The sequence below is a fragment of the Maridesulfovibrio sp. FT414 genome (assembly GCF_050916235.1).
Classification (GTDB): Bacteria; Desulfobacterota; Desulfovibrionia; order Desulfovibrionales; family Desulfovibrionaceae; genus Maridesulfovibrio.
Genome location: NZ_CP104854.1, coordinates 3082028 through 3100519 on the forward strand (window position 1 = coordinate 3082028; position 18492 = coordinate 3100519).

The following is an 18492-nucleotide window of genomic DNA, read 5'->3' on the forward strand; positions in this document are numbered from 1 at the left end:
TTTGATCCTGTTTCTGTCATCCGCCGATGGCTGACATCTGTGTTCCGCATACTCCCTCACACCCTTTCCTTGATTCTAGCAGGTGGTATCCGAGCGGTTTGTCCCTTGTTGCTGCCGCAATGACTTTCTTCAGTGTGTCATCACCAAGGGACGGGTTGCGCAGGATACCGCGCAATTTATAGGTGTGGTCCGAAAAAAGGCAGGTGCGCAGGTAGCCGTCGGAAGTGATGCGCAGCCTGTTGCAGGTTCCGCAGAAATGAGAGCTTACCGGGGAGATCAGTCCAAGGCGGCCCTGTCCACCTTCTATGCTGTACATTCTGGCCGGTCCCCTGTTTTCCTTGGTGCGTTTGACCGGGACCAGATTTGCGAATTCAGAAGCCTGTGCGAGAATATCATCTGCAGACCAGAACCTGCTGTCCGATTTGGTATCGTCCCCCATGGGCATGAACTCGATGAAGCGCATATCGATCGGATTGTTGCGCGCGAAATCAATGAATGCGCCCAGTTCCCGGTCGTTAATCCCCTTCATGGCCACGGCGTTGACCTTGACCCTTATACCGGCCCGTATGCAGGCCTCTATTGTTCCCAGTACATCGGTAAGGTGGTCGCGACCGGTGACTTCCTCGAAAGTCTTCCGGTCCAGAGTATCAAGTGAAATGTTCAGGCGCTTGACGCCGAGTCTGCTGAGTTCAGGAATAAGCGGCTCGATCAGAGTCCCGTTGCTGGTGATGCGCAGGTCCATGTCTCCGTGCCGGGCCATGATTTTGCTGACGAATTCCATGAAGCCCTTGCGCGCAAACGGTTCTCCGCCGGTCAGTCGCAACTTGTTTATGTTCATGGATGCGGCAAGGTCGATAAGCCGCAGCATTTCTTCGTAGCGCAGGATGTCAGGGTGTGGAATATGGGTGAAATCTTTTGTTACGCAGTACATGCAGCGCAGGTTGCACCTGTCGGTAACGCTCAGGCGCAGGTAGTTGACGCACCGTCCCAGCTTGTCCTGAAGTACCATGTTAGAACCCCCAGACTGAAAGTGTTCCCCGCCTGTAACCTTCCTCAACCGCTACGAAGTCTAGCGGCAGGGATTCAAGGTCATCCAGAGCAGGAATGGATACTTTGCTCAGTTCACGGAAGTCGGCAGTTTTCATGTAGCTTTTGCAGGTCTCGCAGACGTCCACGCGGTATCCGGGGGATTCGTCAACGGTAAAGAACTTGAGTTTCTCCGGATTGGATTCATCGCAGTACCCACAGGCAAGGCGGCGGACCCGGTATTCGGTGTGGCAGAAGGAACAGTTTGCATAGCGGAATCCCTGCTTGTGATGCAGGGTGTGCATGAAGGGCACGCTTCCGCAGATAGGGCAGTGTGCATGTGCTCTGGCCGGAGGCAGGCTGTTTTCAAGTTCCAGTTCGGCATGTGCCGGCTTCTTCTCGATTTCGCGCTCCTGCTGGGGCAGGTATTCGGCCAGCTTGAGGGCGGCGGCCTTTATGGAAGGCGTCATGGCCGACTGGACCAGAAAATTGAGTGTACGCGGAGCTTCAGGAGTTTTCTCAGACCAGCTCATGAAGTATGCCTCGTCAGTCTTCAGGTAGGCGGTGAAGGCATCCTTCAGGCTAAGCTCACCTGATTTCTGGGCGGAACGAATCAGCTCACATGCCTCGGAAATTACTCCTTCGGAACTTTCAAGGACTTCCGCGAAGCGGTCGAAGAGTTTGCAGGCCTGAGCAAAGTCATAGGGAAATTCCTCGCGAAGCAGCAGGGGGCGGCCCTGAAGGTTTTCATCTGCGGAGGCGAGTGTTGAGGCATCGGGAATAACCGGAGCTGATTGCTCCTGCTCCTCCAGCTGTATCCGGGCTACTGTGGAGATAAGCTCAACCAGCTCCTTGGGAAGGAAAGGCTTGTCGTTGAGATCGGCAATTTTTTTGTCCAGCAGCTTTCCGGCTGCATTGTAATCGTAGCTCATCTGTTTTCTCCTTGAAATAACCCGGAATGTTTACCCTTAGAGACGGTACGGATCAGCATGATGTCCGTGAATTCTCTATTTAGGTTAATTTTAGCACTTAAAAAGATGCATATGTCTTCTTGGCAGTTGCTGCATGCTAATGTCAATTGCTGTCGTTCTGACACAACTGACACTCTGACTGAAGTACTCAGGGAAATGTTGATTTTTTTGTCGTTAAATAACAATGTGTTAGCTTTGTGAAATTCATGTGTCATTGTGACACGAAAAGACAGTTGAGGGTGTCGTTTTGTCGCATATATAAAAATACACTTATATTTCAGATGTTTAATTTATTGATACAGGCAGTATTCAGTGCCGTATGAAAATGAATTTTTTTTGAATACCGGATGATTACCGCCAGCAACTGCTAAATCTATTTGTGTCATTTTAGACACAATTGGTCATTGAGGACTATGCGTAGACTAAAGTCCGGTTATTCTGCCCTGATCGTTGTAGACCCAGAAGGATTCATCGGAGATGTTGCCGACCAGAGTGATACCGATCTTTCGGGCCAGTTCAACTGAAAAGCTTGTGGCTACGGCAGTGGAGGCAAGGACCGGAACCCCAATGCGGACGGCCTTGAGCAGGATTTCAGAGGCAACCCGGCCTGTGGAGACAATCATCTTTCCGTCGGTGGACACATTTTCCAGAAAACACTGCCCGACGATCATGTCGATGGCATTGTGACGGCCGATGTCTTCCCGGAAGTAGAGCATTTCGTCTGGTGTGCAGAGGGATGAGTTGTGGCAGCCGCGTGTTTTTCCGTAAAGGGTGGAGCGTTCATGCAGTTCGCGGGCGTGGGAGAGGATCTGCTTCGGGGTGACCTTAATGTCTGAGGTGATGGAGCGTTTTGAGATGGTGGAAACATTGCGGCCGAAGTTGGTACCTTTGCCGCAACCGGAGGTTATGGAATATTCAAGGACACGGTTTTTCCATGGATCATGGCTTACGGTTACATCGGCGACTATGCGTTCCGTAGATTCCGTAATTTTCAGGTCAATGAGCTGGTCCAGAGATGAAATGTAGGCATCAGATTTCAGGAAACCGATAGCGAGGTAGTCCGGAAATTTGGCCGTTGTCAGCAGGGTGACTACTTCCCGGCCGTTGAGATTGATGGTCAAAGGTATTTCAAGGATGCTCTTGATCTCGCGGTCCCTGAATGATCCGCTGACATATTCCTTAACGGTGAAATCGAAGCTGTCTCTGGTCATATATTTTCCTTCCCTCTTTATGTCAGGATAGACGTAATCCCCCCCTGTGCGCAAGAATATCTTTTTTCCTCCGGTTTCTGCACCTTTATGAGATTAGGGCCAGACCGTACGTATAATTATGCTTTGGTTGACACAGGTTCAAGTATCTGCTTTATCACAATACCATAGAGTCATCTTCAGCATGCTGAGGCTCTACTGGCACCGTTGTTTTGCATTTCGAATAAAATAATTTTGGGAGGAATGATGAAAAAATTTAAAGTGTTGCTTCTCGCTCTTGCTCTGGTTTCCCTGCTTGTGGCTCCCGGATTGGTTAAAGCTGAAGAAGTTCTCATGATGGCTACAACAACCAGTACCGATAACACCGGCCTGCTGGATTACCTGGCTCCCAAGTTCAAGGCCGACACGGGTATTGAACTGCGCTGGACTGCTGTAGGTACCGGTAAGGCTCTCAAGATGGGTGAAAACTGCGATGTTGACGTGTTGATGGTGCACGCGCCCGCAGCTGAACAGAAATATGTTGATTCCGGCGCACTCAAAGATCGCCGCGAAGTCATGTACAACGATTTCGTAATCATCGGACCTGACTCCGATCCCGCCGGTGTAAAAGGACTGCCAGTTGCACAGGCCATGAAGGCCATTGCCGAGAAAAAGGCTCCCTTCATCAGCCGTGGCGACAACTCCGGTACCCACAAGAAAGAACTTTCCCTCTGGAAAGCAGCCGGCATGGCTGTTCCCGAGAAGGAAGAATGGTACGTGCAGACCGGTCAGGGCATGATCAAGAGCATCACCATTGCCGAAGAACGTGACGGTTACGTAATGACCGACCGCGGCACATACATCAAATACAGCGCCAACAAGAACGGCAACCCCGAACTTAAGGTTCTGGTTGAAGGCGACAAGAACCTGTTCAACCAGTACAGCGTTCTGGCTGTAAACTCCGAGAAGTGCCCGAAAGCAAGATACGATCTGGCAACCAAGTATTCCGAGTGGATTGCTTCCCCCGAAACCCAGAAAGTAATCGGCGACTTCAAGCTGCTCGGCAAGAAGCTCTTTACCCCCAACGCAAAATAATTGATCGGCAGGGTCCGGAAGGGCTCTTCTCTGACGGGTTGTTTTTCAACCCAATGAACTGCTGATAATCTCGGCGTGGAAGCTGAATTCACTTTTCCAGCTTCCACGCTTTTTTTGCATTCCGGGACAGAACCGTTTATTATCGTGAAGTTGCCGCTGTTTGGCGGTCCCGGTTCGCAGGTTTTATATCTTGCAGACCATGTAGCCCGTTTTGTTTTCCTGTGACAATTGTTGCAGGCAGTCTCTTTTAGTTTGTGGCGGATCAAAGTGTTTCTTTGGGTTGGCAGGAGGTCTTTCATGGCCTTTGCAGGACCACCGGAGGCAGTAATCAATGGATTTTATTTTAGATGGTATCGTTCAGGCCTTTGTGCTCCTGTTTTCATGGGATGCGGAAACATATTCGGCCATTATCACGACACTTTGCGTCTCTTCACTTTCCATTCTTGCAAGTCTGGCTATCGGCGCACCGCTCGGTTTTCTGCTGGGATACCATGACTTTTTCGGCAAGAAGACAATTCGAACAGTTGTGGACAGCCTGCTTTCGTTTCCCACAGTAGTCATAGGACTCCTTGTGTATGCCATGCTGTCGCGCAAGGGGCCTATGGGAGAATTGGGTCTTCTTTTTACCGTTTCCGGGATAGCCATCGGGCAGACCCTGCTGGGATTGCCGGTTGTTGTGGCCATGATGGCCACAGCGGTTGAAAGCCTTGACCTGCGACTCAAGAATACGCTGCTTACACTGGGAGCAGTCCACAGTCAGGTGCTTCGAACCACCTTGTGGGAGGCCCGCTACAGTCTTATTCTGGCTGCCGCCGCCGCTTACGGGAGGATTGTGTCCGAGATAGGTATTTCCATGATGGTCGGGGGCAACATAAAATGGCACACCCGCACCATTACCACCGCCATTGCTCTGGAAACCGGCAAGGGCGAGTTCGCCATGGGGATTGCTTTAGGTCTTGTGTTGATGATCATTGCATTTGCGGTCAACTTTTCCATGGCCGGCATACGCAGAAGGGCAGGGCAGTAATGAGCGAGCTGTACAGACTTTCAAAAGTGGTTCAGCAGTACAACGGGCGGACCGTTCTGGAGCTGGATTCCTTTGTCGTTTATGAGGGCAGTATCGTAGGTCTTTCCGGGCATAACGGCAGTGGAAAAAGCACGCTCATGCGATTGCTGGCTTTTCTGGAGACTCCTGTTTCAGGTAGTATTTTCTATGACGGGCGCAAAGTGGATGGAAACGGGGCGGAACTGCGCCGTGAAGTCACCATGCTTACGCAGGAGCCTTATCTGCTCAAACGATCGGTATTCCGCAATGTTTCATACGGTCTGGAGCTGCGTGGGGCAGGACGCGACGAGATTGAGGCGCAGGTCTGTGAATCCCTGATCGCGGTCGGGCTTGACCCGGACAGGTTCATGAACCGCCAGTGGTTCGAGCTTTCGGGTGGAGAGGCCCAGCGGGTGGCGCTGGCTGCCAGACTTGCCATTAAGCCGCGTGTGCTGCTGCTGGATGAACCTACTGCCAGCCTTGACCGTGAAAGCACGCAACTTATCCATGAGGCGGCCGTGAAATCCCGGGACGACAGCGGGATGACGGTCATCATCGTTAGCCACGATCACTACTGGCTGGACGATGTCTCGGACACCATATTCAGGTTCGCTGCCGGGCATATGGAATATTGAATATTTTCAGGCAGTAATTTTTTCGAAACGGCGGGGTGTTTTTGCTCCGCCGTTTCTTATTATATCTGGATTTAAGAGGTTCATCCTGCTATTGTTGTCGTAATATTTATGCGAACCAAGCAGGAGGCCATATGAGCAAATGCAGCTTTCAGATAAAAAAGAAAAATGACCGCGAAAGTCTTACTTCCGACATCAGGGACCATGTTGTCTATTCACTGAGCAAAGAGGTAAGGGCGGCCAATGAATGGGATATGGGTAAAGCGCTTGCTCTGGCTCTGCGTGACCGGCTGGTGGAACGCATGATCCGGACCCGTGACCGTTACCGTGAATCCCGGGCCAAGCGCATGTACTATTTTTCCATTGAGTATCTGCTCGGTCGCTGCCTTGGTAACTCCCTGTGCAACATGGAGCTGCTTGATCTGTGCGAAGACATTTTCAAGGACATGGGGTTTGATCTGGACGAGGTTCGGGCAAGTGAACGGGACCCGGCCCTTGGTAACGGCGGGCTGGGACGGCTGGCAGCCTGTTTCCTTGATTCCCTGGCCACTCTCGACATGCCCGGATGCGGTTACGGAATCCACTATGAATACGGTCTGTTCCGGCAGGCCATCCATAACGGTTACCAGAAGGAACTGGCCGATTACTGGATGATGGAGGGCATGCCGCTGCAGATTGCCCGTCACGATCAGGCGGTAATCATTCCTCTCTACGGAAGGGTGGAAACCACCGTCGGCCCGGATGGGGAGTACCTGCCCATGTGGATGGACTGGGAGGACATTATCGGCGTTCCTTACGATATTCCCATCGTCGGCTACGGCGGGGAGACCGTCAACTACCTGCGCCTGTTCGCGGCAAAGGCCTCCCAGACTTTCGACATGGAGATCTTCAACCACGGGGACTATATCCGCGCTGTTCAGCGTAAGATAGAGTCCGAAATGGTTTCCAAGGTTCTTTATCCCACGGAATCTGTTTCCTTTGGTAAGGAACTCAGGCTTGTTCAGGAATATTTTCTGGTTGCCTGCGGGCTGCGTGATATAACACGAAGGTTCATGGCCCAGAACAGGAATTTCGAAGAGTTCTCAGAGTACGTAGCCATCCAGCTGAACGATACCCATCCGGCCCTGACCGTGGCTGAACTGATGCGCTTTCTGGTTGATGAAAAACGCATCGAATGGGAGAAGGCCTGGGAAATCACCAGAGCCACCTGCGCGTACACAAACCATACCCTGCTTCCGGAAGCACTGGAGCAATGGTCTGTTTCATTGTTTGAAAAGGTTCTGCCCCGGCATCTGCAGATTATCTACGAGATCAACCGCCGTTTTCTTAAACAGGTGGAAAACAGATACCCCGGGGATGAAGGCAAGGTGCAGCGCATGTCGCTCATCTGCGAGGAAGGCAACAGAAAGGTTCGAATGGCCAATCTGGCAGTTCTCGGCTCCCATTCGGTGAACGGGGTTTCGGAACTTCATTCCGAGCTGGTCAAGACCCGTCTTTTCCCGGACTTTCATGAGATGGAACCGGGCAAGTTCAATAACAAAACCAATGGTGTCACACCTCGCCGCTGGATTCTCAAAGCCAACCCGCTGCTGGCGGACCTGCTCACCGAAACTGTGGGCAAAGGCTGGATTACGGACCTCTCGCTGCTTAAAAAGCTCGAAAGTCACGCGGACAGCAGTGATTTTCAGGCCCTTTTCATGACCGCCAAGCGTGAGAACAAGATCAGACTGGGAAATTATATCCATTCTTCACTTGGGATACTGGTCTCTCCCGACTCGATTTTCGATATTCAGGCCAAGCGAATCCACGAGTACAAGCGGCAGTTGCTTAATGTCCTGCATATTATTCACCAGTATATCCAGATCGTGGACCATGGAAATGTGCCTGCCAGTGCGCGTACCTTCATATTTGCCGGCAAGGCCGCTCCCGGATACTGGGAGGCCAAGCAGATAATCAAGCTCATCCACAGTGTGGGAGAGGTTGTGAACAGGGATCCGAGAGTCAATGATCTGCTCAAGGTGGCCTTCCTTCCCGACTATCGTGTTTCGCTGGCTGAAAAGATTATTCCCGCGTGCGACCTGAGCGAACAGATCTCCACCGCAGGTACTGAGGCTTCAGGAACCGGAAACATGAAGTTTGCCATGAACGGTGCCCTGACCATAGGCACCTATGACGGGGCTAACATCGAAATGCTTGCGGAAGTAGGGGCCGAAAATTTCTATCTGTTCGGCCTGCGAGAGGAAGAAGTGGCGCAGGCTCTCGAATCAAGGTCCTACCATCCCCGTGAAATTTACAACAACTCCTTCGATGTCCGGCAGGTTCTCGGCGCTTTGCTGGAGAATCGTTTTTCGCAGCACGATTACGACCTGTTCCGCTGGATTGTGGACAAGCTTCTATCGGATAACGAACAGTACATGCATCTTGCCGATTTCAGTTCTTATGTGGAAACACAGAAACTGGTGGACAGGGACTACGCTGAGCCGGAACTCTGGGCACACAAGGCCATACTGAATACCGCGCGAATGGGCAGGTTCTCCACTGACCGGACCATGGAGGAGTATGCCCGGGATATATGGGGGATCAGGGCTGTCAGGTAGCTGATGCCTTCGGCGGCTCTGCGGGGTTGATTTTGATGCGCTTTATGCTTTTGATGAATTTGTTTTGCCTCCGGCGGCCCTGCCGGGGGCCTCAAACCCTTTTGCAAAAGAGTTTAAGAATCCCAAAACCTTTTGTTAAGGCTTCGCCACATCATACGGCAAATTGCCATTGAATAAATATTGAGTGGGCGTGCGGCCAGGTTACTTTTATCGGATAAGTTTCTTTGTGGTTTTACAATATGTGTTTAAATGGTTATCATTTGGAAATTAAATCTGAAATATCTGTCATGGTTATGTCTGCTTTAGTGGAGGAATTCGATGAGTGCTCTTGTTGAATTGACTATTTTCCCGACTGATAAGGGGGCAAGTGTCAGCCCTTACGTGGCTAGGGTAGTCAAGATTATCCGTGAATGCGGTCTTGCGTGCAGCCTTGGACCCATGGGAACCTGCATTGAAGGTGAATGGGATGAGGTCATGGCAGTGGTTACGAAATGTTATCGTGAGCTGGAAAGGGACTGCGACCGCATTTACATGCTGCTCAAGGCTGATTGCCGGAAAGGTGCCGAGGACCGGCTGACCGGCAAAGTCCGTTCGGTCGAAGACAAATTATAGTATCCGTCGAAACAGGGGTTCTGTTGTATGTTTGGAGTCAGGTTTGTCCTGCTGTCGGTTCTGGGCCTTTTCCTTGCCGGGTGTGCGCATATGGATGTCTCTCATCTCAACAACCAGCCGTGGAAACTGGAAGTCAGTCGGACACTTGAGATGGAGTTTGTTGATTTTGATTATGAGATAATTCCGCGCAAAGACAGTTTCGGTGTGCGCGGAATGGCGTATGTCAAGAAAAGCAACGTGCCCATGTGGGCGGAATGGATCGGAGAACTCTGGATTCAAGGCTATCTGAGTGATAATGACGGGGTGGTTCTTGCCCAGGGGCTGCAGGTCTTTTCGCCCGGAAAGCTGGAGGCAGGAAAGGGAATTCCCTTTGATTTCGAACTGAAACCGGCGTCGCTGGATGCCGGGCCGCTGTTTATCTCTTTCGGCTACCGCATGGCCCTCTCCAAGACAAAGGACGATAACAACGGTCCGCCTTTCATGGCTATTGAAGGGGCGGTCAGCCACTAGCCCTGCGAAAAGTAATTATCGTGCGGCGTTTTTTAAACAATAGCCTGAAACTTACAGGGATTCCAAAGGGTCGCGGACCCTTTGGCCGCCGGCGGCGAAATCGGATTGTCAAAAGCGCAAAGCGCATCAAATTCAGCCCCGCAGGGCCGTCGGAGGCATCTTTCGATAAAATTCCAAGTTACAGGGCTATAAGCTCCAGATTTCCCCATGCTCCGATTTTTGAGTCGTATTGAACGAATACACCGTCAAGCCCGTGCTTTTGCAGAGTACGGGCTTTTTCTATGACTTTCGGTACGTCCGCAGGGGATCTCAACAGGTTGGCAAGTGCCGTGGCCGCAGCATCGGCAAAGCGTCCGTCTTTTGCGCGCACCGTTACCAGATCACCGCTGCCAAGGCTCAGGGAGTGTCCTATGGTTCCTGAAGAGGAACATATGGAAAGCGGGAAAGCGTCAGCCTCAATGGCAAGTCCTATTCTGGCGCCAGAATCAGGTTCGGAAAGCAGGGCCACCTTGCGCGCTCTGGTGGAGTGCATGAAAATATCCCCGCCGTTTTCCACAATCACGTTGGGGGAATGGGGAAGCAGGGCCTCGGCTACAAACTGGGCCACGGCCCCTGCTACAGCAGCCATCGGTCCTACATTGCATGACTTTGCCGCCTCGGCCATGGCGATGAGTACCGGATGCGATCCGTCAGGAACATCAACAGGCACCAGACTCGGGCCGAAAGCAGGATTTAGCACCATGTGCGCTTTCAGAATTCCGCGAATTTCATGTACCGCATCAAGAGCCTCCGAGCTCAAATCCTTATCAGCTACAATGAGAAGGTCCGTCTGCTCGACGACAACCTGAAATGCTGCTTCTGAAGATGAATGTGTAATACTTTTACGGTAACTGCGGGCGTGGTCGGTGTGAATTTTTTTGCTCACGGCGTAGATGGGTAAGTGTTAGGCTCGATGTTGCTAAGTTTAAGTCTGTTTTAACGCTTATCGAAAAGTTTTGAATGTTATTTGTGTAAAAGAAGAGACTAGTCTAGATGTTATATGCCGTTATCGTGAAATGGGGCCGAAATCTTGGAAAACGGCCCCTTATTCAATTCAGCTTTGATTAGAAGCCGAGATCCTCGTTGATGAAGATCACGTGGATGCGGCCCTGAGGGGATGATTTCTCGGTGATAGCCCAGACGTTGCAGATGCGGTCCTTGGAGTTGCAGTCCTGACACTTGCCGGTAACTGCACAGGGGGTTTTGCGTTTGAGGCGCATGGCATTGACCGGTGCAGCGTATTCCTTGATACGGCTTACTGCGGCATCGAGGTCCACGCAGAGCTTGTTGCGGCCCACGAGTACAACTACGTTGCGGGGACCGAAGGCCATGGCGGCTACACGGTTGCCGGTTCCGTCGAGGTTGACCAGCTCGCCTTCTTCAGTGAATGCGTTGGCGCTGGTGATGAGCACGTCAGTCAGAAGGGACTGTCTGCGGCGTTCGATGCGTTCGTTGAGGGGAGGCTCGGTATCGTAGGTGTCGATTACCTGAACGTTGGAAAGTTTTTTGACCTGGTCGAAAAGGCCGGACTCGACCACAGTCATTGAGCCGCCGAAGCTGATGGACTTGGGCTTCAGTTGCGGAAGAATCTTGTCCATGACCATGGAGGCCGCAGCCTTCTGGTTTTTAGCAACATATGTAGTGTAGCCGTTGTCTTCAAAAACTTCGCGGATTTCACCCAGCTTGATGTCCCAGAAAGTCTCTACCGGTTTCATTTCTATCTCCTTGTTGGCGGCTGTTTATAATGATTGCAGCCGAAATTGTTGCTCACCGCCCCGAAAATGGTGTGAAAAAAGCGGTGAAAAAAAAATATTCGCGTGCTATGTATGTTTACACCCATTAAGTGTGGTTCCCATCATAGTAAAGTATGATATACACTTTGACAGCGTGAGCGCATCAGGGTATGCGAACTTGTTTTCACTTCGTAGCAGCATAAATTATTCAGGGTGAGATTAAAAGCACTTAGCTGCGCAATCATACTGAAAACATTTCTTGACGATATCTGAAGTTGGGGATATATGTTCCCGTTCCTCGTGGCCGGAATTTTTCTCCGGCTTAATAACGTTATTAAATTTGGGAGAAATAAAAATGAAAAGAACTTACCAGCCCAGTAAAATCAGAAGAAAAAGAACCCACGGTTTCCTCGTTCGTTCCCGCACCAAAAACGGTCGTGCAGTAATTGCAAGACGCCGTGCAAAAGGACGTAAAAGATTAGCCGTTTAAGTTGGACCAAGGAGCACAAGCTCCTCAGGAAGCCTGAATTTGACCTCTGCTATGAGCAGGGGAAAAAACTCTACACGAAGAATTTCATATTGTTCGTGCTGTGTCATGGTATCGGCCCCGGCGGGGTACGTTTGGGCCTTACCGTGAGCAGAAAAAAGGGACCTGCAGTTGTCAGGAACCGGATCAAAAGGGTGATGCGAGAGTTTTTCAGGCTCAATCAGGAAAATTTCAAAGTGCGTGCGGACGTGATATTCGTACCCAAGCGCAATTTGGACGGCAGGCAGATAACACTTGGCCTTGCCGAAAAAGAACTGCTTCCGCTCATCGACAGGATTAACGTCCTTTCCTGTGAGCGAGAGTATCAATGAGAAATCAGGGAATGCGGACTCTGTTTCTTTATCTCATACGTTTTTATCAGAAGTTTATATCCCCGCTTTTCCCGGGGTGCTGCCGCTTTCATCCTACCTGCTCACAATATGCCATAGAGGCTCTGTCCCTTCATGGAGTGCTGAAAGGGGGGATGCTTGCTTTTTGGCGTCTGATACGTTGCAATCCGCTATGCAAGGGCGGTTTCGATCCAGTTCCCGCCCCCCGGAAGAAAATACCACCGCGCAGTCCCGGCCTGATTTGATGGGACAAATACAGTGAGAAAATAAAGACATGGACAACAAACGCGTTATTCTGGCAGTGGCCCTTTCTATGGCAGTTCTTCTCGGCTGGCAGTTTATTTTTCCGTCACAGCCGCAGACTCCTCCTGCCAAGCAGGAACAAACCGTAACCCAGAGCCAGACTGCCGGGTCCGACGCCTCCGGACCTGTCTCGGATCAGCTTCCCGACCCTGCGTCCACCGCCTCCATTGTTTCCGCCAAGGGAACCAAGCTTACTATCGATACTCCCCTTTATTCCGCAGTGATCAACTCGCAGGGCGGACTTCTAGAAAATTTCAAGCTTAAGAAATTCAAGCAGACCATTGAAGCCGGTTCCCCCGATGTGGACATGGTTGGAACCAATGCGCTGAACAAGGCTCCCATGGGGCTGATCCTCAACGGAATTCCCACCTGGGCAAACGGCGTATGGGGTTATGAAGGCACAAGTCTCAATCTTTCCGACGACCAGATCGGTTCCCTGATTTTTCGCGGCGACGTCGAGGGCTTCAGAATCGAGCGCCGCCTTACTTTCCATGCCGATAACTACCTCATCGACGAGGACGTACGTGTTATCAACAAATCCAATCCCAGCGGTATGGGACGCCTTGCTTTCACGACCGCTACCAGAAGTCTTACCGCTGAAGACGACCGCTACAACCCCACAAGAATATCCTGGTACGGCTCTGATAAGCTGACTGAAGAAACAGATCGTGAAGACCTGCGCGAAACCGGTATGACCGCTTCCGGAAATATCGACTGGGCGGCAATTGATTCCAACTACTTCATTCTAGCTCTTGTTCCCGGTTCCGATGACATAACCGTGAAAGGCAAGCTGCAGGACGACATTTTCCGTGTTGCTGCTGAGCAGAATGTTTCATTCGACAAAGATATTGAACGCCAGCTTTCCTGTTCCTACTATTTCGGACCCATGGATGCCAAGCTGATGGAAAAGGTTCCCGGTAACCTTGGCAAGGCTGTTAACTTCGGCTGGTTCGACCTTATCGCCAAACCTTTGGTGATCGCCCTTGAGTGGTTCCACCAGTATACCCATAACTACGGTATCGCTATCATTCTGCTGACCGTTGTCATCAAGCTGCTGTTCTGGCCTCTGTCCCAGAAGAGCTACAAGTCCATGGAGCAGATGAAACGTCTGCAGCCCATGATTGCCAAGCTGCGCGAAAAGCACGGTGACGACAGGGAAGCTCTCAATAAGGAAATGATGCAGCTCTATAAGACATATAATGTCAACCCGGCAGGCGGATGTCTGCCCATGGTGCTGCAGATTCCTGTATTTTTCGGACTGTACAAGGCCCTGATGGGAACGGTTGCTCTCAGGCATGCCGATTTCATTCACTACCTGCCTTTTACTGATATCGTATGGCTTGCCGACCTTTCGGCCAAAGACCCGCTTTACATCACTCCGATCGTAATGGGTGCCACCATGTTCCTGCAGCAGAAAATGACCCCCTCCGCGGGTGATCCTACTCAGCAGAAGATCATGATGTTCCTGCCCCTTGTGTTCACTTTCATGTTCCTCAACTTCCCTGCCGGGCTTGTTGTGTACTGGATGGTGAACAACATTCTTTCAATTGCCCAGCAGTGGATGATGACTCGCAAGGTAAATAACTAGGGCACAAAGCTGACCGGACTTATTGGAGTGAAGAACACAACCAGGAGATAGAATGAGCGAATTCAAGGAGTTTCAGGGGAAGAATTTGGATGAGGCGATCAGCAATGCCTGTGATTACTTCAATCTTAATCGTGACAAACTTGAAATTGAAATATTGAGCGGAGGCTCCACCGGTGTTTTCGGGCTGGTGGGCAAAAAGAACGCAAAAGTAAAAGCCCGCCCCAGAGGCGGGGAAAAGAATACCCTGCTCAACGAAGAGCCCAGACAGGGCAGACCTCGTCAGCGCAGGAACGAAAGAGGGGATGAACGTCCTGTACGTACCCCCGAGCCGCAGGAAGCAGCTCCGGTGGAGGCCGAAGATGTTGTTCCTGCCCTGCGTCCCGAGCCTGAAGTTCCTGCACTGAAGCCTGAGGCTGAAATTGCAGTGAAGGAAGAAGGCGAACTCGCTGTGAAGGAAGAGGGCGAAGTTGCCTGCAAGTCTGAAAGTCAGGTTGCAGTGCAGAAAGAAGCGCCTGTTTCTTCCGATGAAGATGATTACGAAGACGGAGACGATTACGAAGGCGACTTCGAAGACGATGATTCCTCCGACGACGAAGAATATACCGAGCGCCGCAGCATCATGGAAGGCGATCCGGAAGTGATTGCCGCTGCAGTGCGCGAAGCTCTTGAAATGATGATTGAGCCAATCATTCAGGCCAAGCCGGACCTCAAGATTGAAGTCGGCGAAGACCGGGTGAATGTTCTGGTTGATGATGAAGAAAATTCCGGGCTGATCATCGGTCGCGAAGGACAGACCCTTTCTTCTCTGCAGTACCTGTGCAACAGGATGGTATCCAAGAAACTGCAGACTTCCGTCAGGGTTCAGATCGATACCGGCGATTACCGTGAGCGTCAGGATGAGAAACTGCGTCAGCTGGCCTGGCATCTCGCCGACAAGGCCATGCATACCGGACGCGTACAGTCCACCAAGCCGCTCAGCTCCTATCACCGCCGTGTAGTACACATGGCACTGCAGGAAGACAAGTACGTCAACACCCGCAGCAAGGGCGAAGGTCCCATGAAGCGTGTTCTGATCCTTCCCCGCCGCAGTCGCGGAGGAGGAGGCGGAGGTCGCCGTAACGATGGTTACCAGAAGAATGACGGTTTCCAGAAGAACGACGGCTATCAGAAGAATGACCGTTACACTCCGCGCAGCAATGACCGCAACGATCGTAATGACCGTAACGATCGCCCGCGTGGTCGCCGTGACCGTAATGATGGTTTTGAGCGTAACGATAATTACGGTGCACGTCGTGACCGCAACGATAACTTCGGTGCTCGTCGCGATCGCAATGACAACTACGGCGGACCTCGCAACGATAACTTCGGTGGACGCCGCGATCGTAATGATAATTTCGGTGGTCGTCGCAATGACAATTACGGTGCACGCCGTGACCGTAACGACAATTTTACGCCCCGCCGCGATGACAATTTTGCTCCACGCCGGGATGAAAACTTCGGCAACCGTTCCTATGACGACAACTTCGGTAACCGCTATGACGGCAACTTCGGTAACCGCCAGGGTCGTCAGAACAATCGTCGCACCAACGACAATTATAAGGAAGGCGGTCCCGACGGTTTCAACAGCGAACGCTACAACCGCTAGCAGTTCTCGTTCACGAGCGGTTGAATTACTGAATTGCACGAACCCCGTGGACTGTGTCTGCGGGGTTCGTTTATTGTGAGGACATAAAGATGTCATTGACTTCCACGGGAACCATAGCTGCCATTGCCACTCCACCCGGTGACGGAGGGGTCGGAATTATCCGTATAAGCGGAGAAAGGGCGCTTGCCATTGCTACCGGAATTTTCAGGCCTGCCAAAGAGTCCTTTTCCGGGTTCAGGCCCTACACCATGCACTATGGCTGCATCGCGGACAGCAACGGGGTTGATATAGACGATGTGCTGACCGTATTCATGCCCGGACCGAATTCGTATACCGGTGAGGATACCGTGGAAATCAACTGTCACGGTGGTCGTGCCATCCTGCGCGCCGTGCTGGAGGAAATCCTTGCGCGTGGTGCACGTATTGCCAATCCCGGTGAATTCACCCTGCGTGCTTTTCTTAACGGACGAATGGACCTCACTCAGGCTGAAGCCGTGGCCGAAATGATTCATGCTCCATCAAAGGGTGCGGCGCAACTGGCGCGGGTCAAGCTTTCCGGTGTTCTCGGCGAACGTATTGAAGTACTCCGCCAACGGCTTGAGGAGTTGCGCGCCCAGCTTTGCGTTGCCGTGGATTTCCCGGAAGACGAATTGGAATGTCTTCCTCTTGATGAAATGCGGGCCGAAGTCTCAGATGCCGCTGCAAAAATATCCGCACTGCTGGCCGGTGTTGAGCGCACCAAGGCGTGGCGTGAAGGTGCCCTTGCCGTGCTTTCCGGAAAGGTTAATGCGGGTAAGTCCAGCCTGCTCAACGCACTGCTTGGGCGTAACAGGGCGATTGTCACGGACATCCCCGGAACGACCCGCGATTTTATCGAGGAAACCCTGAACCTGGACGGACTTCAGGTGCGGCTGGTTGATACTGCCGGACTGCGCGAGACTGAGGATGCCGTGGAAAAGGCCGGTCTCGATATGGGGCGTGACCTTGCCTCCCAGGCAGATCTGGTGCTGCTTATAATCGACGGGTCCCAGCCGTTTGCCCTAAGTGATATTGATCCGCAATTCTCTGCTGAAAGCGGAAAATGCCTTGCCGTGATCAACAAGAGTGACCTTGTTCAGTCTTCCCCGTCTCCTGCCCGCACAATGCTCGATGCCGGATTTGAGGTTCTTGAAATTTCAGCGAAAAAGGGACAAGGTATCGACGAACTTGCCGCAACTATCCGTGAACGGATTCTCCGGGGGGCGGGTGAGCCGGATCCTGATGAGCTGGTGCCCAACTCCCGTCAGGCCGCGACTTTGAAACTGGCCCTGAGTGAGCTGGACGAACTGGTGCGTGATATAGATATGCAGATTCCGTACGACCTGCTTGGAGTGCGGCTTGAAGCTGCAACCAGTGCGCTATCCGAGATTACCGGGGAGATAACCCCGCAGGAAGTACTCAATTCAATCTTCGAAAAATTCTGTGTCGGGAAATAGAATGTACAGCAAAATAGTGGACCTCAAAGCCGTAACGTGCGGGCTTGTGCCCATCATCGTCAACCACCTTGATACCAGCTCCGATGAAGTTGTCGAGTTCCAGATTCATCTGGGTATCCGTGAAGAGATTCTCAGCGGGTTCGGGTCCGGTGGAAACTGGAAAATAGAAGTGCGGGATGATCTCGGGTGCGATCGGCTGCGCTTTACCCGCCGTAAGCCTGCTGATGAAGATCGTCTGAATATTGTCGAATATTGATATCAGGATGATCTTGTTGCGGGCGTTGCCTCCGGCGGCCAAAGAAACTTTTTTGAAAAAAAGTTTCCCTGGACTCTTCAAAAAACTTTTTCAGTAGGGCTTCGCCTATAGCCCGTTTGATCTTTTTTCAAAAGCCACAGCCCACCAGATCCTGCAGGATCCGGTGGGCTGTGGTTTTTGTGGGTTGAAATGGATTGGTGTGAAAATTTGACTGCAATGTCGTCAGCCCGGATATTTTATCAAGATTCGTTCAGCTGTCAGGCAGGTGCGGGGGCAGGTTTTCTTTGCGCCAGGTATATTCAGAATTTTTTTCAAATCCGGGAGCGTGTCCACGTCTGAAAAAAACGGCAATATTGCCGGGGCAAGGGCTGCACTATTCAGTCGGGTAACGGTCTCGTTATAGACTGTTTTGGTGCTCCAGATCATGTCTGTGAATATTGATTTTGTGAAGCCGTCTTTCTGGAAGCCGATCAGGTAATATCCACCGTCATCTGCAGGGCCTATGCAGGCGGGGGAGTTTTTCAGTGCTGCGAAAGCTGTGGCGATTGTTTCGGGGGGAAGGCCCGGAAGGTCGCTCCCGGTGAGAAGGCACCTTTCGAATCCGCAGCTGAAGCATTCTTCAAATGCGATATGCATTTTGGTGCCGAGGTCGTTGCCTTCCTGCTGGTGAAAATATCTTTTGCCCAGCCACTCGGTGTATTTTTCAATGGGCTGGTATGAATCGTAAAAAATAAGGGTGTTGAGACCGGACCGGTCAAAGCTGTCCAGCATGTCCTCAACGAAACTTCTGTAGAGCAGGGCAGCATTTTCATTGCCAATGTCTCGACCAAGGCGTGTCTTGACCCTTCCTGCTTCCGGGTACTTGATGAAAAATATAAGTGCTTCCTGCATGCGAATAGGGA

At 51.6% G+C, this 18492-nt stretch carries 19 protein-coding genes; 13 read left to right on the top strand and 6 right to left on the bottom strand.

Annotated features, from left to right (window positions below; genetic code table 11):
• Positions 1 to 16 precede the first annotated feature (16 nt).
• The 3 genes from moaA to fdhD all read right to left on the bottom strand — a co-directional run bounded on the left by moaA (position 17) and on the right by fdhD (position 3208).
• Complete coding sequence (moaA, locus tag N7E73_RS13635; protein WP_432735420.1) at positions 17 to 1009, bottom strand: GTP 3',8-cyclase MoaA; 993 nt, start codon at positions 1007 to 1009, stop codon at positions 17 to 19.
• Position 1010: 1 nt separating this feature from the next.
• Positions 1011 to 1958, bottom strand: coding sequence for a formate dehydrogenase accessory protein FdhE (locus N7E73_RS13640; protein ID WP_432735421.1), 948 nt, complete (start codon positions 1956 to 1958; stop codon positions 1011 to 1013).
• 461 nt (positions 1959 to 2419) lie between these two features.
• Complete coding sequence (gene fdhD, locus N7E73_RS13645; RefSeq protein ID WP_432735422.1) at positions 2420 to 3208, bottom strand: formate dehydrogenase accessory sulfurtransferase FdhD; 789 nt, start codon at positions 3206 to 3208, stop codon at positions 2420 to 2422.
• A gap of 243 nt (positions 3209 to 3451) precedes the next feature.
• Between fdhD and N7E73_RS13650 the strand changes: the two genes are divergently transcribed.
• The 6 genes from N7E73_RS13650 (at position 3452) to N7E73_RS13675 (ending at position 9675) form a co-directional block, all read left to right on the top strand.
• On the top strand, positions 3452 to 4279 hold the full coding sequence (locus tag N7E73_RS13650) for a substrate-binding domain-containing protein (protein WP_432735424.1): 828 nt from the start codon (positions 3452 to 3454) through the stop codon (positions 4277 to 4279).
• Positions 4280 to 4610: 331 nt separating this feature from the next.
• A complete protein-coding gene (locus N7E73_RS13655; protein WP_432735426.1) occupies positions 4611 to 5306 on the top strand; it encodes an ABC transporter permease in 696 nt (231 codons plus the stop codon).
• Positions 5306 to 5959, top strand: a complete 654-nt coding sequence (locus tag N7E73_RS13660; RefSeq protein WP_432735427.1) for an ABC transporter ATP-binding protein — start codon at positions 5306 to 5308, stop codon at positions 5957 to 5959. Before N7E73_RS13655 ends, N7E73_RS13660 begins: the two co-directional genes overlap by 1 nt.
• 131 nt (positions 5960 to 6090) lie before the next feature.
• On the top strand, positions 6091 to 8553 hold the full coding sequence (locus tag N7E73_RS13665; RefSeq protein ID WP_432735428.1) for a glycogen/starch/alpha-glucan phosphorylase: 2463 nt from the start codon (positions 6091 to 6093) through the stop codon (positions 8551 to 8553).
• A 318-nt stretch (positions 8554 to 8871) separates the two neighbouring features.
• Positions 8872 to 9165: an MTH1187 family thiamine-binding protein gene (locus N7E73_RS13670; RefSeq protein ID WP_432735429.1), complete on the top strand. Its 294-nt coding sequence runs from the start codon at positions 8872 to 8874 to the stop codon at positions 9163 to 9165.
• Positions 9166 to 9192: 27 nt separating this feature from the next.
• On the top strand, positions 9193 to 9675 hold the full coding sequence (locus N7E73_RS13675; protein WP_432735430.1) for a hypothetical protein: 483 nt from the start codon (positions 9193 to 9195) through the stop codon (positions 9673 to 9675).
• A 178-nt stretch (positions 9676 to 9853) separates the two neighbouring features.
• Here the strand turns inward: N7E73_RS13675 and N7E73_RS13680 are convergent, their stop codons facing one another.
• Together N7E73_RS13680 and N7E73_RS13685 are read right to left on the bottom strand one after the other, a co-directional pair.
• On the bottom strand, positions 9854 to 10600 hold the full coding sequence (locus N7E73_RS13680; RefSeq protein WP_432735432.1) for a UPF0280 family protein: 747 nt from the start codon (positions 10598 to 10600) through the stop codon (positions 9854 to 9856).
• Between the two features lie 178 nt (positions 10601 to 10778).
• Entirely contained in the window at positions 10779 to 11429 is a 651-nt protein-coding gene (locus N7E73_RS13685; protein WP_432735433.1) for a lactate utilization protein, read from the bottom strand.
• 373 nt (positions 11430 to 11802) lie between these two features.
• Here N7E73_RS13685 and rpmH point away from each other — a divergent pair, with 373 nt between their 5' ends.
• The 7 genes from rpmH (at position 11803) to N7E73_RS13720 (ending at position 17590) form a co-directional block, all read left to right on the top strand.
• Positions 11803 to 11937, top strand: coding sequence for a 50S ribosomal protein L34 (rpmH, locus tag N7E73_RS13690; protein ID WP_015337954.1), 135 nt, complete (start codon positions 11803 to 11805; stop codon positions 11935 to 11937).
• Positions 11925 to 12305, top strand: coding sequence for a ribonuclease P protein component (rnpA, locus tag N7E73_RS13695; RefSeq protein ID WP_432738870.1), 381 nt, complete (start codon positions 11925 to 11927; stop codon positions 12303 to 12305). Before rpmH ends, rnpA begins: the two co-directional genes overlap by 13 nt.
• A gap of 11 nt (positions 12306 to 12316) precedes the next feature.
• Positions 12317 to 12568: a membrane protein insertion efficiency factor YidD gene (gene yidD / locus N7E73_RS13700; RefSeq protein ID WP_432738871.1), complete on the top strand. Its 252-nt coding sequence runs from the start codon at positions 12317 to 12319 to the stop codon at positions 12566 to 12568.
• A gap of 29 nt (positions 12569 to 12597) precedes the next feature.
• A complete protein-coding gene (gene yidC / locus N7E73_RS13705) occupies positions 12598 to 14214 on the top strand; it encodes a membrane protein insertase YidC (protein ID WP_432735434.1) in 1617 nt (538 codons plus the stop codon).
• A gap of 52 nt (positions 14215 to 14266) precedes the next feature.
• Entirely contained in the window at positions 14267 to 15859 is a 1593-nt protein-coding gene (gene jag, locus N7E73_RS13710) for an RNA-binding cell elongation regulator Jag/EloR (protein WP_432735435.1), read from the top strand.
• A gap of 89 nt (positions 15860 to 15948) precedes the next feature.
• Positions 15949 to 17334: a tRNA uridine-5-carboxymethylaminomethyl(34) synthesis GTPase MnmE gene (gene mnmE, locus N7E73_RS13715; RefSeq protein WP_432735436.1), complete on the top strand. Its 1386-nt coding sequence runs from the start codon at positions 15949 to 15951 to the stop codon at positions 17332 to 17334.
• A 1-nt stretch (position 17335) separates the two neighbouring features.
• Entirely contained in the window at positions 17336 to 17590 is a 255-nt protein-coding gene (locus N7E73_RS13720) for a hypothetical protein (RefSeq protein WP_432735437.1), read from the top strand.
• A gap of 222 nt (positions 17591 to 17812) precedes the next feature.
• Here N7E73_RS13720 and N7E73_RS13725 read toward each other — a convergent pair whose 3' ends face one another.
• On the bottom strand, positions 17813 to 18481 hold the full coding sequence (locus N7E73_RS13725) for a TIGR04282 family arsenosugar biosynthesis glycosyltransferase (RefSeq protein WP_432735438.1): 669 nt from the start codon (positions 18479 to 18481) through the stop codon (positions 17813 to 17815).
• Between the last annotated feature and the right edge of the window lie 11 nt (positions 18482 to 18492).